The organism is Nocardia sp. NPDC006982 (assembly GCF_042869435.1).
Classification (GTDB): domain Bacteria; phylum Actinomycetota; class Actinomycetes; order Mycobacteriales; family Mycobacteriaceae; genus Nocardia.
The window spans coordinates 308631-322729 of record NZ_JBIAFV010000005.1; the positions used below are offsets into that span (position 1 = coordinate 308631).

General features: G+C 66.4%; 16 protein-coding genes. 12 read left to right on the forward strand and 4 right to left on the reverse strand.

Features of this window, described 5'->3' with window-relative positions:
* Nucleotides 1-52: 52 nt before the first annotated feature.
* The gene (locus ACFYOW_RS22105) at nt 53-958 is read right to left on the reverse strand and encodes an RNA polymerase sigma-70 factor (RefSeq protein WP_387290667.1); all 906 of its coding nucleotides are present in this window, start codon (nt 956-958) and stop codon (nt 53-55) included.
* 150 nt (nt 959-1108) lie between these two features.
* Here ACFYOW_RS22105 and ACFYOW_RS22110 point away from each other — a divergent pair, with 150 nt between their 5' ends.
* The 5 genes from ACFYOW_RS22110 (at nt 1109) to ACFYOW_RS22130 (ending at nt 6543) form a co-directional block, all read left to right on the forward strand.
* Nucleotides 1109-2179 carry an NAD(P)/FAD-dependent oxidoreductase gene (locus tag ACFYOW_RS22110; RefSeq protein WP_387290669.1) on the forward strand — a complete coding sequence of 357 codons (1071 nt, stop codon included), beginning with the start codon at nt 1109-1111 and terminating at the stop codon, nt 2177-2179.
* A gap of 18 nt (nt 2180-2197) precedes the next feature.
* On the forward strand, nt 2198-2770 hold the full coding sequence (locus ACFYOW_RS22115; protein WP_387290671.1) for an NADPH-dependent FMN reductase: 573 nt from the start codon (nt 2198-2200) through the stop codon (nt 2768-2770).
* Nucleotides 2771-2782: 12 nt separating this feature from the next.
* Nucleotides 2783-3478, forward strand: coding sequence for an NAD(P)-dependent oxidoreductase (locus ACFYOW_RS22120; RefSeq protein ID WP_387290673.1), 696 nt, complete (start codon nt 2783-2785; stop codon nt 3476-3478).
* Between the two features lie 497 nt (nt 3479-3975).
* Nucleotides 3976-4842, forward strand: coding sequence for a class II glutamine amidotransferase (locus ACFYOW_RS22125; RefSeq protein ID WP_387290675.1), 867 nt, complete (start codon nt 3976-3978; stop codon nt 4840-4842).
* Nucleotides 4843-4905: 63 nt separating this feature from the next.
* Nucleotides 4906-6543 (forward strand): bifunctional 3'-5' exonuclease/DNA polymerase, encoded by a 1638-nt coding sequence (locus ACFYOW_RS22130; protein WP_387290677.1) that lies wholly within the window; start codon nt 4906-4908, stop codon nt 6541-6543.
* On the opposite strand, the gene ACFYOW_RS22135 is transcribed toward ACFYOW_RS22130, so the two are convergent.
* On the reverse strand, nt 6525-7163 hold the full coding sequence (locus ACFYOW_RS22135; protein ID WP_387290679.1) for a glyoxalase: 639 nt from the start codon (nt 7161-7163) through the stop codon (nt 6525-6527). The two genes, ACFYOW_RS22130 and ACFYOW_RS22135, sit on opposite strands and share 19 nt — an antisense overlap.
* A gap of 264 nt (nt 7164-7427) precedes the next feature.
* On the opposite strand from ACFYOW_RS22135, the gene ACFYOW_RS22140 reads away from it, so the two are divergent.
* The 3 genes from ACFYOW_RS22140 (at nt 7428) to ACFYOW_RS22150 (ending at nt 9601) form a co-directional block, all read left to right on the forward strand.
* Entirely contained in the window at nt 7428-7757 is a 330-nt protein-coding gene (locus tag ACFYOW_RS22140; RefSeq protein WP_387290680.1) for a hypothetical protein, read from the forward strand.
* Between the two features lie 11 nt (nt 7758-7768).
* A complete protein-coding gene (locus ACFYOW_RS22145; RefSeq protein WP_387290682.1) occupies nt 7769-8152 on the forward strand; it encodes a VOC family protein in 384 nt (127 codons plus the stop codon).
* Between the two features lie 108 nt (nt 8153-8260).
* Nucleotides 8261-9601: a family 1 glycosylhydrolase gene (locus ACFYOW_RS22150; RefSeq protein WP_387290684.1), complete on the forward strand. Its 1341-nt coding sequence runs from the start codon at nt 8261-8263 to the stop codon at nt 9599-9601.
* Nucleotides 9602-9802: 201 nt separating this feature from the next.
* Here ACFYOW_RS22150 and ACFYOW_RS22155 read toward each other — a convergent pair whose 3' ends face one another.
* Complete coding sequence (locus ACFYOW_RS22155) at nt 9803-10522, reverse strand: SDR family NAD(P)-dependent oxidoreductase (protein WP_387290686.1); 720 nt, start codon at nt 10520-10522, stop codon at nt 9803-9805.
* 89 nt (nt 10523-10611) lie between these two features.
* Between ACFYOW_RS22155 and ACFYOW_RS22160 the strand changes: the two genes are divergently transcribed.
* The gene (locus tag ACFYOW_RS22160; protein ID WP_387290688.1) at nt 10612-11235 is read left to right on the forward strand and encodes a TetR/AcrR family transcriptional regulator; all 624 of its coding nucleotides are present in this window, start codon (nt 10612-10614) and stop codon (nt 11233-11235) included.
* Here ACFYOW_RS22160 and ACFYOW_RS22165 read toward each other — a convergent pair.
* Nucleotides 11187-11837: a hypothetical protein gene (locus tag ACFYOW_RS22165; protein WP_387290690.1), complete on the reverse strand. Its 651-nt coding sequence runs from the start codon at nt 11835-11837 to the stop codon at nt 11187-11189. The two genes, ACFYOW_RS22160 and ACFYOW_RS22165, sit on opposite strands and share 49 nt — an antisense overlap.
* 18 nt (nt 11838-11855) lie before the next feature.
* Between ACFYOW_RS22165 and ACFYOW_RS22170 the strand changes: the two genes are divergently transcribed.
* From ACFYOW_RS22170 to ACFYOW_RS22180, 3 genes are all read left to right on the forward strand, one after another.
* A complete protein-coding gene (locus ACFYOW_RS22170; RefSeq protein ID WP_387290692.1) occupies nt 11856-12092 on the forward strand; it encodes a hypothetical protein in 237 nt (78 codons plus the stop codon).
* A 264-nt stretch (nt 12093-12356) separates the two neighbouring features.
* The gene (locus tag ACFYOW_RS22175; protein WP_063040952.1) at nt 12357-12776 is read left to right on the forward strand and encodes a YciI family protein; all 420 of its coding nucleotides are present in this window, start codon (nt 12357-12359) and stop codon (nt 12774-12776) included.
* Between the two features lie 9 nt (nt 12777-12785).
* Nucleotides 12786-14063, forward strand: coding sequence for an RNA polymerase sigma factor (locus tag ACFYOW_RS22180; protein ID WP_387290694.1), 1278 nt, complete (start codon nt 12786-12788; stop codon nt 14061-14063).
* Nucleotides 14064-14099 lie beyond the last annotated feature (36 nt).

Consider the following 14099-nt stretch of genomic DNA (forward strand, 5'->3'; position numbering starts at 1 on the left):
GTGCACAACCGATCAGCGGCGGTTTCGGCTTCCGCAGTGAAGTGCTCCGGGCTCAACGACGCAGCGAGGTTTCGCGTTGCATATGCGACAGCTTCTGGGGATTGCGCACGGAGTAGATGCCGCTGATGAGGCCATTGTCGATGCGCACCGCAGTGACGGTGTCGAGTTCGCCGTTGAGCCGGATGATCAACGCCGGGTAGCCGTTGACCTGTGTCGGGTGCAGTGTCGCCGCGGCGCCGATCGTATTCCAGTACGCGGCGAACAGCCGAGCCACTCGCTCGGCCCCGACGATGGGGCGCGGGAGGGCCTGTTTGATTCCGCCGCCGTCGTTGAGGGCGACGACATCGGGCGCGAGGATTTCGAGCAGACCCTGTAGATCGCCGGTTTCGACCGCGCATTGAAAGGCGGCGAGCGCGTCGCGGGTCTGGGCCGAGGAGATGACTCCACGGGGTCGGCGCGCGGCGACGTGTGCTCGTGCGCGGTGGGCGATCTGGCGGACCGCGGCGGGAGTTTTGTCGACTGCTTCGGCGATTTCGTCGTAGGCCAGGTCGAATACCTCGCGCAGTACGAACACCGCGCGCTCGGTCGGCGCGAGCGTCTCGAGCACGAGCAGCATTGCCATCGAGACGCTGTCGGCCAGTTCGACATCGTCGGCCACGTCGGGAGCGGTGAGCAGCGGCTCGGGCAGCCAAGGGCCGACATAGGACTCTTTGCGCCGGTCGAGGGTGCGCAGCCGGTCGAGTGCCTTGCGGGTGGTGATCCGGACCAGGTAGGCGCGCTGATCCTGCACCGTGGTCAGTTCGACATCGGCCCACCGCAGCCAGGTTTCCTGCAGGACGTCTTCGGCGTCGGCGGCCGAACCGAGCATTTCGTAGGCGACCGTGAACAGGAGCTTGCGGTGGGCGAGGAACGCTTCGGTGGCGGGGTCCAGGCGGTCGACCTCGCCCGCGTCACTCATAGCTCTCGACTGTGCCATACACACGAGACGCCGGAGCTGCCCACTTTGTGACACCCACCATCAGTGACACACGTCACGCAGGCGCGGACGTCACAGGACCACGGCCACGAGCGTCTTGTGTTCGTCCAGTTACCGAGACAGGAGGCTGACATGCAGGTCGTCGTAGTTGGCAGCGGATATTCGGGCACGCTCGTAGCGAACCGGGTGGCCAGGAAAGTCAAGGATGCCGAGGTCACGGTGATCAACCCGCGCCCGGACTTCGTGGAGCGGGTTCGGCTGCACCAGCAGATCGCGGGAATATACTCGGCGGCAACACCTCTCGCGGAGGTACTGCGGGAAGGGATCACGGCACGGGTAGGCACCGTCGACAAGATCGGTGACAGCACCGTCGCCCTCGCCGACGGCGAGCGGATCGACTTCGATTACGCCTTCTTGGCCGTCGGCAGTACGGTGTCGCCCATCCCCGGAACCGTACCGGTGGGCACGTGGGAAGGTGCGCAGCAGGCTCGCGCGGCGCTGGCGGGGCTCACCTCGGGTGACCGTGTCACCGTTATCGGGGGTGGTCCGACCGGCATCGAGACCGCCGCCGAAATCGCCGAGGCCAGACCCGATCTGCGAGTGCGGCTGATCGGTTCCTCGGTGGGCGGCGGCCTTTCGGGCGGAGCTTATCGGCGAGTACGCGCCGGGCTGGAGCGACTGACCGTCGAGATCATCGATGATGAGGTGGCCGAAGTCGGTTCGGGCGCAGCGGATGTCGTGCGGCTGCGGTCGGGTCGGGAGATGGCTACGGACCTGACCCTGTGGGCGATCGTGTCGGGCGTGCCCGACCTCGCGGCGCGCAGCGGTCTCCAGGTCGACGCGCGCGGACGTGCGGTCGTCGACGAGTTCCTGCGCAGCGTCAGCGACCAGCGGATCTTCGCTGTCGGTGACTGCGCTGCCGTGCCCGGAGCACGTTTCGCCTGCTACACCGCCCTTCCGCAGGCCATTCATGCGGCCGACAACTTCGCGCGCCTACTCGCGGGCCGCAGGCCCAAACCGCATTCCTTCCCGTACTTCAGCCGCGGCCTCTCGCTGGGCAGGAAGGACGCGGTAGCTCAGTTCACGCACACCGACGACACGATCCGGCGCGCTTACCTCGCCGGGCGCACCGCGGTCGCCCTCAAGGAAATGGCCACCCACAGCGCGTTCTCGTCTGCCCGCGCGGGCGTATCCAGTTTCTGATCGACAGGAGAATCGAATATGAAGATCGGCATCATCATCGGCAGCACCCGTCCCGGCCGCATCGGCGACCGCGTGGCCCGATGGGTCCAGGAGCAGGCAGTCGAACATGCAAGCGACAGCGCGGATTTCGAGCTCGTGGACCTGCAGGACTACCAGCTGCCATTGCTCGACGAGCCCGTGCCGGCGGGCCGGGCGCCGGGCCAACAGCCGCACACCCGGCGATGGTCCGAGTGCATCGACGCCTGTGATGCCTTCATCTTCGTGACGCCCGAGTACAACACCGCCCCGCCCGCCTCCCTGACCAACGCCATCAATTTCCTGCACAGGGAATGGGGCGGCAAGCCGATCGCCTACGTCGGTTACGGCATCTACGGCGCGGTGATGGCGGTGCAGAAGTTGCGCGCGCAGGCGGGTGTGCTGCGGATGGCCGACATCGGGCCGCAGGTGGCGCTGACGCTGCGCGAGGACTTCGTGAATTTCGCCGACTTCCAACCGCGTGAGCTGCACGTTGCGGCGGTACACGGGCTGGTCGATGAGTTGCTGGCGTGGGCGCGGGCGCTGGCTCCGCTGCGCACGGCTTCGGTGTCGTAAAGGCGAATCTTCATGCGTATCACAGTCTTCGGAGCAAACGGTCCCACCGGCCGACTGCTCACCGGCCAGGCACTCGCCGCCGGACATGAGGTCGCCGCGGTCACCCGGCAGCCGGATTCTTTTCCGCTGCACCATGATCGGCTCGAGATAGTCGGTGCAGATGTGCTCGATCCGGGTGCCGTCGACACCGCCGTGGCAGGGCAGGATGCGGTGCTGTCGACGCTCGGGGTGCCCGCGGGGAAGGAACCGATCAGCACCTATTCGCGTGGTGTGGCCAATATCGTCGCCGCGATGGACCGGCATCGGGTGCGTCGGCTCGCCGTGGTCAGCTCGAGCGGGGTCGACCCGCATCCGTACTCCGACGGCGGGTTCCTGTTCAACCGCGTACTACTGCCATATGTGACGCGGGTGGCGGCTAAGACCCTGTACGACGACATGCGGCGAATGGAATCCCTGATCCGGTCCACCGATCTGGACTGGACGATCGTGCGCCCGAGCGGGCTCTACCACCTGCCGTCGGTCACCGACTACACCATTGTCGAGGGCCACGCCGACGGCAGATTCACCGCCCGCGCGGACCTGGCCGCGAGCATGCTCGCCCTCCTGGACGACCACCGCTACGTCCACACCACCATCGGCGTCATCACCACGGCCGACAACCCCACCTTGCTCGAGTGGATTCGTCGCGAAGCACTCGCCAAGAGCTGAACGCCAAGGTTCGGCGTCGACACCGTCTGCTGCGACGCCGAACCCGTCGAACGTTGACGCCTACTCGGCGCTGTCTGTCGAATGGTCCCCGTTGTCCTCAGCTGCGGCGCAACCATTGTTCGTGCTGTCTGGTTCCGGGTCGCAAATCGTCGGTCGGTACTCCTCTTGTCGACGGGTCCACGCCGCAGCGGTGGCGTGGACGGCGACATGTTTGCTCCATTCCCACATAACCAGTCCCCCTGAGAATCGAAATCACTTGCGCACACGGGGTTTACAGACTTCCCGCCCCCGCTGATGCGTCGTGATCACGATCTGAGCACGTTCCTTCTCGATCGAGAAGCCGCACCGGCCCGCCCCCTGAACTGCCTGGTCCACTGGCCGGACAAGAATTCCGGACCGGACCCGGGGATTCCGGACCGGCACGCAAAGATCAGCTGACCTGGGACTACGATCGCAGGACAGTCATCACACGCGGACAACGCCCAGGCAGGAGTCCCATGTGTCACTTGTTCGGTTTGTCGGCCGCACCCCGGCGCGTGCGGGCCACGTTCTGGTTACTGGATGCGCCGGACAGTCTGTCGATACAGAGCAGACGTGAACCCGACGGCGTCGGCCTCGGCACCTTCACCGCCGACGAGGCCCCGCTGGTGGAGAAACAACCGATCGCCGCGTACCAGGACGTCCAATTCGCCCGGGAGGCGCGCGAACGAGAATCGATGACGTTCGTCGCGCACATCCGTTACGCCACCACGGGCGGCTTGCAACCCATCAACACCCACCCGTTCGAACAACGTGGCCGCCTGTTCGCACACAACGGTGTGCTGCACGGCCTCGACGAACTGGACTCCGAACTCGGCGACTACCTCGACCTGGTACACGGCGACACCGATTCCGAACGATTCTTCGCCCTGATCACCAAGCGCACCGATCAGCACGACGGCGACGTCACCGCCGGTATCACCGACGCGGTCAGGTGGATCGCGGACCGACTCCCCGTCTACGCCCTCAACCTGGTACTCACCACGGCAACAGACCTGTGGGCGCTCCGATACCCCGACACACACGGCCTTTTCGTCCTCGAACGCGAGCCAGGTGGTCCACAGGGCGACCGGCACCTGGACCAAGCCGGACGAGCCGGAATCCGGACCCGAAGCGGCCACCTGCGCGAATTCCCCGCGGTCGTGGTGGCCAGCGAACGCACCGACGAGGACCCACGCTGGCGAGCACTCGCACCAGGCGAACTACTCCACGTCGACGACCACCTGCGCGTCCGATCGACCACCGTCCTGGATTCGGCACCGCGCCACCCACTCTCGCTCGCACAACTCGACACCCGCGCGGCGGCGGCACAGTCGGGTCGGTGACCAACCTCCCGACCCGAGCCCGCTACCGCGATAGATGTCCTACCCCAGTGCAAGACTCGGGACGTGAGATGGGCGGTGGCGGAAACGGGCGACGGAGGTGCAACTCTGTGTCCGCTCGATCAGGATGGTCGGCCCGCCGGACCAGTTGTGCGCGAGCCCTCGCTCGCGGAGGCGGTGCGCGCACGGCCCGAGGTCGAGCGGTGGGTTTGGCGATCCACGGCCGAGATCTACCGACCTTTGCTGGCGGCGGGCGTGCGGGTCGAGCGGTGCTACGACGTGCAGGCCGCGGAGGCGCTGCTCATCGGCCATGAGGAGGGCCAGTCGGGCCAGGCCCGCTCGCTGGCGGCGGCCTGGGCGCGACTGAACAACCTGCCCGTCCCGCCGGACGCGCCCGCGCGTGCCGCCGAGACCCAGCCGTCGCTGTTCGAATCCGGCCCGGTACCGCTGCCACCCGGCACGGACGAATTCGACGCACTGCTGAAGGTCTACGCGGGCCAGCTGGCTCGTACGGCGAAGACCGAACATCCGGAACGTATGCGGCTGCTCCTTGCTGCCGAATCGGCGGCCATGCTGGTTGCCACGGAGATGTCCCGTTCCGGGATCCCCTGGCGCGCCGACGTGCACCGTGAGCTGCTGGACAAGCTGCTGGGTGAGCGCTTTCCCGGCGGACTGGAGCCGCGCCGGATGGCGGAGTTGGCCGACGAGGTGTCGCGGGCCTTCGGGGAAGGTGTGCGGGTCCGGCCAGACCTGGCCAACGACATCATCAGAGCCTTCGGCCGCGTCGGGATCTTGTTGTCCTCCACCCGAAAATGGGAACTCCAGCAGATCGATCACCCCGCCGTAGCGCCACTACTGGCCTACAAATCGCTGTACCGCCTGTACACCGCGCACGGCTGGTCATGGCTCGAGCAGTGGGTACACGGCGGCCGCTTTCGTCCCGAATACCTGCCCGGTGGAACGGTTTCCGGCCGCTGGACCACCAACGGCGGCGGCGCCCTGCAGATCCCGAAGGTGATCCGTCAGGCGATACGCGCGGACCCGGGCTGGCGTCTGGTGGTCGCCGACGCCGACCAAATGGAGCCGCGGGTCCTCGCCGCGATCTCCCGCGACCCGGGATTGATGGAGGTGGCCGGTCGCGGTGAAGACCTGTACGCCGGTGTCTTCGGCGGCGACCGCGCCCAGGCCAAAATCGCCCTGCTGGGCGCCATTTACGGCCAGACATCCGGCGATGCCCTCACCCACATGGCCGAACTGCGCCGACGTTATCCGGCCGCGGTGGCGTATGTCGACGACGCGGCTCGCGCCGGTGAAGAAGGCCGGTTGGTGCGCACTTGGCTCGGCCGCACTTGCCCGCCGGCCTCCGTCGCATCGCCTGAGACGGACGGGTATGGCAGCACCTCCGCGACGCGCGCTCGCGGACGCTTCACCCGAAACTTCGTGGTGCAGGGCAGCGCCGCCGACTGGGCCCTGCTGGTGCTGGCGGGCGTGCGTCATGCGATGACGCACGCCGGGCTGCGAGCCGAGCTCGTCTTCTTCCAGCACGACGAGGTAATCGTGCACTGCCCGGCCGAGGAGGCCACGACTGTCGCCGAAATGATCGCGGCCGCGGCCGAGACCGCAGGCCGGATCGCCTTCGGGCCGACACCGGTGCGGTTCCCGTTCACGACCGCGGTGGTGCAGTGCTACTGGGACGCCAAGTGAGGTTCCCACGCGAACCCGTCCGGATCGGTGAAGGCTCCGGCACCGCCCCTGATGACGATCCGATGCGACCCGGTTCCCTCCTGCGGCACACCAGCATCCTTGGCGGCGGCACGGCGCCCGTAGAGCGCCAGCTTGATCGAGGACGCCGGGGTTTCGAACTCGACGTACTTGCTACCGAAGCTCTTCGCAACGGCAAGGCCGTGATCGACGTAGAACTGCTTGGTCGCCTTGACGTCGTCGACCCCGAGGAGAACCACGAAATCGTCGATCTCGCGGGTGGCCGGACCGGTGTCCTTCTTCGACGACGTCGCGATTTTCCAGATCGCCCCGTCCGGCGCCTGGACGACGCCGCCGTAGCCCCAGAAGCTCTTCTTGGCGGGCTTCAGCGTCGTCGCGCCCGCGGCGACAGCGGTGCCGATGAGGCTGTCGACGGTACTCGGCTGCGACACCACGAGCGAGAGGATGAAGCCACGGAAGCCGGTCGTCGGCGCATCCGAGGTGCGGACGTGCAGCTTGTCGCCGAGACCGAACGCGGCGGTGTAGAAGGCCTCTGCGGCCGCAGCGTCGGGCACCTCGAGGATGACGGATTCGATAGCGGCTTGGTTAATGGTGATGTTCATGGCACTAACGCTATTTTCTACCCGGCGACCAGCGCTTCTCGATTCCTGATCGCTTCGGTCGCGGCTGAATCAGCCCGTCGACGCGAGCCACCGGCGACCTCAGTCGATATCGAAGACGAACGAATACCCAATCTCCGGACAGCCATTCGAACCGGCGCGCGCCACTGCCCACCGGCTCAGCGCCGGGCGAGTAGACCCAGCCTCGGACAGTGGAACCCACGAAACCGTCGGCGTCATAGAAGTAGACCCGCCATCGGACTCGCGATGAACCGAACTGATATCGGTCCCACCGAGACTCAGACCTTGACGGGTGTTCGGCGCATCCTCGCGCAGCATCCCGACCGCGACTTCTTCCATTTCCGGACGTACGGCACCGAAGCTCGCGGGCCGAAATATCAACCCCGCCAACAGCCCCGCGACCACAACCACCGGCACCGCGGCGACTTTCCAGGACCACCGGCGCTCTCGACCGAGCAGATACAGCGTCCTGACCGCCCACCCCAGCGGGGAAACGCCCAGCAGAATCCCGCCGATCACCAGGACGACAAGCCGATCGGGACCGGTCAGGTCCGTGACGAACCGCCCGGCGTCTAGGGTCTGAGCGTATGAGTTGCCGCCTGTCTGAACTGATCGTCAAATGCACCGACCCCGTTGCCCTGTCCCGTTTCTGGTGCGCGGTGCTGGACTATGTCGAGCTGAGCAGGGAGGAGCCGGAGGACGGCATCGAGATCGGACCGCCGTCCGGATTCGGTGGGGCCGCACCGACGCTGGTGTTCAGCCGGGTCGCGGAGCCGAAGACCGCGAAGCTCCGGCTGCACTTCGACGTGAACCCGGTCGACCGCGACCAGGACGCCGAACTGGAGCGGCTGCTGTCGCTCGGTGCGCAGCCGGCCGACGTCGAGCAGACCGGTGACGAGCCATGGCACGTGCTGCAGGATCCGGAGGGCAACGAGTTCTGCCTACTGCGTCAGCGATTGCCGGAGCTGTAATTCGCGAATAACCGAGCGCCCCATAGCGGGCGAACGCTGGGCACCCCCAAATCTGCCCAGCATTCTTGATTCGTCCATCGCCAGCGGCGATCGAGTTACCCTGAATTGATGCGTTGGTTCCGTCGGTACGTCCTGGCCGCGCTCGCCGCCGCGGCGTCGACCTTGCTGCTGTGCACGAACTCCTCGGCCGTCCCGCCGATCCGGTCGAACGCGCTACCGGTACTGGACTCGGATTTCCTGTGGGGTGTCGCGTCATCCGGTTTCCAGTCCGAAGGCCATGCGCCCGATAGCAATTGGACGCGTTACATCGCGGGCTCCGGCGCCGACGAACTGCGCGATTCGGTCGACTTCTACGACCGGTACGCCTCCGACATCGACCTTGCGGCCGAGCTGGGTGTGAAAGTGTTCCGGATCGGGATCGAATGGGCTCGCGTGCAGCCCGCGCCGGGCGCCTGGGATGCAGGCGCGTTCGGTTTCTACGACGCGGTGATCGCAAAGATCGTGGCTGCCGGGATGCGACCGATGATCACCCTGGATCACTGGGTCTATCCCGGCTGGGCCGCCGACCGCGGCGGCTGGCGCAATCCGGGCATGGTCGAGGATTGGCTGGCCAATATGCGCACGGTCGTCGACCACTACGCATCCCGAAATCCGTTGTGGGTCACCGTGAACGAACCGGTCGCCTACATCGTGCACGAGACCAGCCGGGGCGCGGCGAGCGGGCCCGAGATGCTCGACCGCCTCGCGCGGGCCCACAACGCCATCTACGACTACATCCACCAGGTCCAGCCCGGCGCTCAGGTGACCAGCAATGTCGGCTACGTGGCCGGCTCGGAAGCGCAGGTCAACGGCGAGTTCGTCGATCGCGTCGCCAACCGGCTCGACTACGTGGGCGTCGATTACTACTTCGCCTACGATCCGGTGCAGTCGCTGCTGAGTTCCATCACCAGGGCCATCGGGTCGGCCATGCCGCAGCTGCCCGGACAGCGCATCTGGGAACTGCCGGTGCGCACCGAGGGCATCTACTATGCGCTGCAATACTATTCGCGCCGCTTTCCAGGCAAGCCGTTGTACATCGTCGAGAACGGCATGCCCACCGAAAACGGTATCCCCCGCGGCGACGGCTACACCCGCAGCGATCACCTTCGTGACACCGTCTATTGGATCCAGCGCGCCAAGGCCGACGGCATGAATGTCATCGGCTACAACTACTGGAGCCTGACCGACAACTACGAATGGGGCAGCTACACACCACGATTCGGCCTCTACACCGTCGACGTGCGCACCGACCCGACCCTCACCCGCCGCCCCACCGATGGCGTCGGCACCTACACCCAGATCATCGCCACCGGCGGTCTCCCCGCCGACTACCGCCCCACCCGCGGCCCATCGATCTGCGTGCTCGTCGACCCACCGGCCAGCTGCCTGAGCCCGGTCGCAAACCCCTAGCGTGCGCATTCGACTTCGCCTGCCGCCTGACCTACGACCGGCACGGTCTGATCCTCGACTATCCAGGCATCGCCACGCGAGTCCAATGAGACCGGAGTGGGAGGTTGCGGCCGAAGTCCTACCCACGCTCTCGAATCCGTTGTACACACCACAACGGCTTCGATTACATTGGCACGCTTTAAGTTCTGCATTCCCGCGCTGTTATTGGCCGAAGGCGTCGAACACCGCCTCTGCGCGATCTCGCGTCTCGTACATGCGCCAGCCGGTCTCGGCGATTCGGTCCGGATCGAGCGTATGTCCTTCTACGGCACCGTATTTCGCCGGATCAGCGGTGACCATGGCATGGATGTCGCCGCGTTCGACCAAGCCGCCGATGGTGAGCGTTCCCGCGTATAGACCGCGGTCGGCGAGCGCGGCGTTGAGGGTGAGTGCGTAGTTGCGCAGCGCCGCGGCGGCCAAAGCCAACTGACCCAGCATCGGCATGGGCCGCACACTGGACAACCCGCCCGCGAAAACCAGCCCGCCGGTACCGCGTTCGAGCATGCCTGGCAGCACGGCGCCGACGACGTGCACCGCTGGCCATACCCAATCGAATGCCGATCGCGCGATCGCGACATCGATCTCCGCGATCGGGACCGGCAGCTGCGTCGGGCCGGGGCCGTAATAGACGAACTCGACATCCCCGCTTGCGCTGATCACATCCAGGACCTCGGTCAGTCGATCCGGATCGGTGACATCGGCTGTGTGGGCGGTGGCGTCGATGCCCTGCGCGGCGAGATCAGCCAGATACGCACCGTGCCGGGCGTCGCTGCGCGAGATCAGCGCGACCCGGAATCCTTCCCGACCCCATCGACTGGCCATGGACATACCCAATCCCGGCCCGACACCGACGATTACGGCCGTGCGTGCGTTGTTCGCCATCTCTACCTCCAAATATTGAGGGGTGCCTCACCTTCAAGGAGAGGCTAGCACCAGAGTGAGGGGGCCCTCAAGTTTGTATGATGGTCGTCGTGACTCGACCGATGCGCCGCGACGCGGCCCGCAACCGCGACCGGTTGCTACAGGAAGCCGCCGGCGTGTTCACCGAACAAGGACTGTCCGGATCGCTGGAAGAGATCGCACGGCGGGCCGGAGTCAGCATCGGCACGCTCTACAACCACTTCCCGACGCGCGACGCCCTCATCGACGCACTGCTGCCGCCTCGCCTCGCCGCCGTGGACGAACTCGCCGAACAGGCGGCGGCTGAGCAGGATTCGTGGGCCGCACTCACCGGTTTCGTCGAAAATCTGCTGACGCGACTCGCCGCCGACCGCGGGCTGCTCGAAGCATTCACCGGCGATCACCCCGCCGCCGCACAACTCGCCCAGGCCTGCGCGCGTGGGATGACACATCTGTCGACGGTGCTCGACCGCGCTCGCCGCGACGGGACACTACGCGCCGACGCCACCGACGACGACGTGGTGAAGCTTGTCTGGGCGCTGTCGCTTCTCGGCGACAACGCCGGCGAATCGGCATGGCAGCGATCCCTGCGGTTCGTGCTCGACGGTCTCCGCGCTAGCCGACGCGCACCACTGCATCGGCCCGGTCAGGAGTCGCCGGATGTTTCCACGGCTATTTCGCCACCCAGTTCATAGCCACCGGTCAGCCGCAGACCGTCACCACTCCAAAACCGTCCGGGGTCATACCAATTCGGGCTTCGGTCTTGCGACAACAGCCCCATCGACTGATAGGTCGCGGCAACGATCTCCGCGCAATACGCGCTTTCCAACTCCTGGACGACCGTTCGGCGCGACCGGGGTCGCGGAAGGCGTGCTCGACCACGTAACCAGCGTCCGGCGAGACCCGCAGTGGAAGGAAAAGGGGTTCCGTCGAATCGGGCGATAGTGCGTAGCAAGCTGTCTTCCATGTCTTTGGTTGCCGGACGGTTCAATTGGCGCAACCAGGCCTGCTGACCGTAGCGGTGCGTCCAAACCAGTACCGCATCACGCAGGTTGTGCAACTGGACGCCGCGGTGTGCGACTCCCGACCACATGTCGGGCAGTGATCGACCGAGCTCCGCATGCCAGATCAACGCGGGCAGATCATCGAGCACGACCGACATTCCCACATGGTTCACCGGACTGTTCGTCGTCATCCGAATCGCACGATCGGCCGCCGAATGCCCACGGAACAACCAGATATCGCCAGTTCTGGTGAGCTCGAGCGCCCGATCGAGACTGATGCTCGTCCCCGTCATGGAAGTAGCCTATGCGGTATGAGGTGGTGGAAGGCAGTGGGATTGGCAGGTGCGGCCGGTGTGGTCGCCACCGGCGTGGTGATCGTGCGCGCTGAGCGCCGCCGCCGCGCCTACACCCCGGACCAGGTCCGCGAACAGCTGCACGTGCGATTCGCGCAGGCGACATCGGCCGAGTCGACCACCGAACCCGCCACTCCCCTAGCTCGGAACACCCCCGGTATCCGCAGCCGCATCCGCCGCCTGTTCCACCGCTGACTCGCGGATCGAAAGCGTGTCGTTCAACCACGAACAGGCAGAATCAGGTCATGCCGCACCGTTCGATGCCCGCTCCGGACCAGGCCGGTTATTCGGTCCGCACGGCGGCCGAGCGGCTCGGGACCCCGACTGCGACACTGCGTAGGGCGTGCCGCTATAGGCGTGGAAAAGAATTTTCGGCGGCGCGTCGATCTTCGGCATTCCCCGTTCGACTCACGGGTGAGAGGGTCCGAGAGGGACCCGGATACCCGAGGAGAAACAACCATGAAGTACATGCTGATCTGGCGCGCCACCGACGAGGCCTACGCGGGGATGGAGAATTTCGACTTCGACAAGATGCTCGAGACCGTGGGGCGGTACAACGAGGAGATGATCCGGGCGGGCGTGCTGGTCGCCGCGGAGGGTCTCGACGATGCCGCCGATGGCGTGGTCGTCGACTATTCCTCCGAGACGCCCGTAGTCACCGACGGACCGTACGGCGAAACCAAGGAGCTGTTCGGCGGGTTCTACATTCTCAACGTGGCATCCAAGGAGGAGGCCGTGGAGTGGGCCAAGCGGTCGCCGCTAACCGGTCCCGGCTTCAAAACCGAGATCCGCCGGGTCACCACGATCGATGAGTTCCCGCAGGACAACGAGTGGATCCAGAAGGAGCGCAAGTGGCGGGAAGCGACCGGTCAGCTCTGAGCGAATCGAATGGCTGAGCACACCGGCCGCGCGGCCGTCGCCGCCATCTGGCGGATCGAGTCGGCGCGGATCGTCGGTGCACTCGCGCGATACACCGGCGATTTCGCGCTGGCCGAGGATCTCGCCCAAGAGGCGCTGGCCGAGGCACTGGTGACGTGGCCACGTGACGGCGCGCCCCGCAATCCCGCGGGGTGGTTGCTCACCGTCGGCCGGCGGCGCGCGATCGACGCGTTCCGTCGGCGCTCCGCCCTCGACGACAGATATGCCGCCCTCGCCCGTGATCTGGGCGAGGGCGGTGTGCTCACCGGGCGCGAACCCGACCGCGAGGCCGAGGACATGCTCTGGGATCCGGATCGCATCGATGACGACGTACTCGCATTGATTTTCATCTCCTGCCACCCTGTGCTGTCACGGGAGGCGAGGCTGGCGCTCACCCTACGGGTGGTCGGCGGTCTGACCAGCGATGAAATCGCCAAGGCGTGCCTCGTACCGACTGCCACCGTCCAGGCCAGGATCACCCGCGCGAAGAAGACCTTGGCGGCGGCGCGGGTGCCGTTCGAGGTGCCGTCGGCACAAGAACGGGCCGAGCGACTCGGCTCGGTGCTCAACGTGATCTATCTGATCTTCACCGAAGGCTCGACGGCCAGCTCCGGTGACGAGCTGATCCGATTCGAGCTGGCGGGCGAGGCACAGCGTCTCGCGCGGGTGCTTGCCCGGTTGGTGCCGAACGAGCCCGAGGTCTACGGTCTGCTCGCGCTGCTCGAACTGACCGCGGCGCGCTTCCCCGCCCGTACCGGACCGGACGGCGAGCCAGTGTTGTTGGAGCAGCAGGACCGTCGCCGCTGGGACCGTGCCGCGATCCGCCGGGGACGGGCCGCCCTGGTCCGCGCGGAGCAGGTCGGCCGCGGCCTCGGCGCCTACGGCTTGCAGGCGGCGATCGCCGAATGTCATGCCGTCGCAGCCTCGGTCGAGACGACGAACTGGGAGCGCATCGTGCTCATTTACGAGGCGCTCGGCAGACTGGCCCCGTCGCCGGTGGTGGATCTCAACCGGGCGGTGGCAGTCTCCATGGCCCAGGGACCGGCTGCGGCGCTGCCGATTGTTGACACGTTGGCGGCGGCTGGCGCGCTTGCGAATTCGCATCTCCTGTCGAGCGTTCGCGGTGAGCTACTCACCCGGCTGGGACGCACCGATGAGGCGCGCACCGAACTGGAGCGCGCGGCAAAGCTGTGCGGCAATGAGCGCGAGCGAACGGTGCTGCGGCGCAAGCTCGCTGAGCTCGGCTGACGGTGAACACTGCCTGGGTGGTACAGCCGGGTGAAT

Excerpts from the sequence above, each read along its gene's own strand:
- ACFYOW_RS22105 (WP_387290667.1), bottom strand. The coding sequence starts at position 958 with ATGAGTGACGCGGGCGAGGTCGACCGCCTGGACCCCGCCACCGAAGCG.
- ACFYOW_RS22110 (WP_387290669.1), top strand. The coding sequence starts at position 1,109 with ATGCAGGTCGTCGTAGTTGGCAGCGGATATTCGGGCACGCTCGTAGCG.
- ACFYOW_RS22115 (WP_387290671.1), top strand. The coding sequence starts at position 2,198 with ATGAAGATCGGCATCATCATCGGCAGCACCCGTCCCGGCCGCATCGGC.
- ACFYOW_RS22120 (WP_387290673.1), top strand. The coding sequence starts at position 2,783 with ATGCGTATCACAGTCTTCGGAGCAAACGGTCCCACCGGCCGACTGCTC.
- ACFYOW_RS22125 (WP_387290675.1), top strand. The coding sequence starts at position 3,976 with ATGTGTCACTTGTTCGGTTTGTCGGCCGCACCCCGGCGCGTGCGGGCC.
- ACFYOW_RS22135 (WP_387290679.1), bottom strand. The coding sequence starts at position 7,163 with ATGAACATCACCATTAACCAAGCCGCTATCGAATCCGTCATCCTCGAG.
- ACFYOW_RS22140 (WP_387290680.1), top strand. The coding sequence starts at position 7,428 with ATGAACCGAACTGATATCGGTCCCACCGAGACTCAGACCTTGACGGGT.
- ACFYOW_RS22145 (WP_387290682.1), top strand. The coding sequence starts at position 7,769 with ATGAGTTGCCGCCTGTCTGAACTGATCGTCAAATGCACCGACCCCGTT.
- ACFYOW_RS22150 (WP_387290684.1), top strand. The coding sequence starts at position 8,261 with ATGCGTTGGTTCCGTCGGTACGTCCTGGCCGCGCTCGCCGCCGCGGCG.
- ACFYOW_RS22155 (WP_387290686.1), bottom strand. The coding sequence starts at position 10,522 with ATGGCGAACAACGCACGCACGGCCGTAATCGTCGGTGTCGGGCCGGGA.
- ACFYOW_RS22165 (WP_387290690.1), bottom strand. The coding sequence starts at position 11,837 with ATGACGGGGACGAGCATCAGTCTCGATCGGGCGCTCGAGCTCACCAGA.
- ACFYOW_RS22170 (WP_387290692.1), top strand. The coding sequence starts at position 11,856 with ATGAGGTGGTGGAAGGCAGTGGGATTGGCAGGTGCGGCCGGTGTGGTC.
- ACFYOW_RS22175 (WP_063040952.1), top strand. The coding sequence starts at position 12,357 with ATGAAGTACATGCTGATCTGGCGCGCCACCGACGAGGCCTACGCGGGG.
- ACFYOW_RS22180 (WP_387290694.1), top strand. The coding sequence starts at position 12,786 with ATGGCTGAGCACACCGGCCGCGCGGCCGTCGCCGCCATCTGGCGGATC.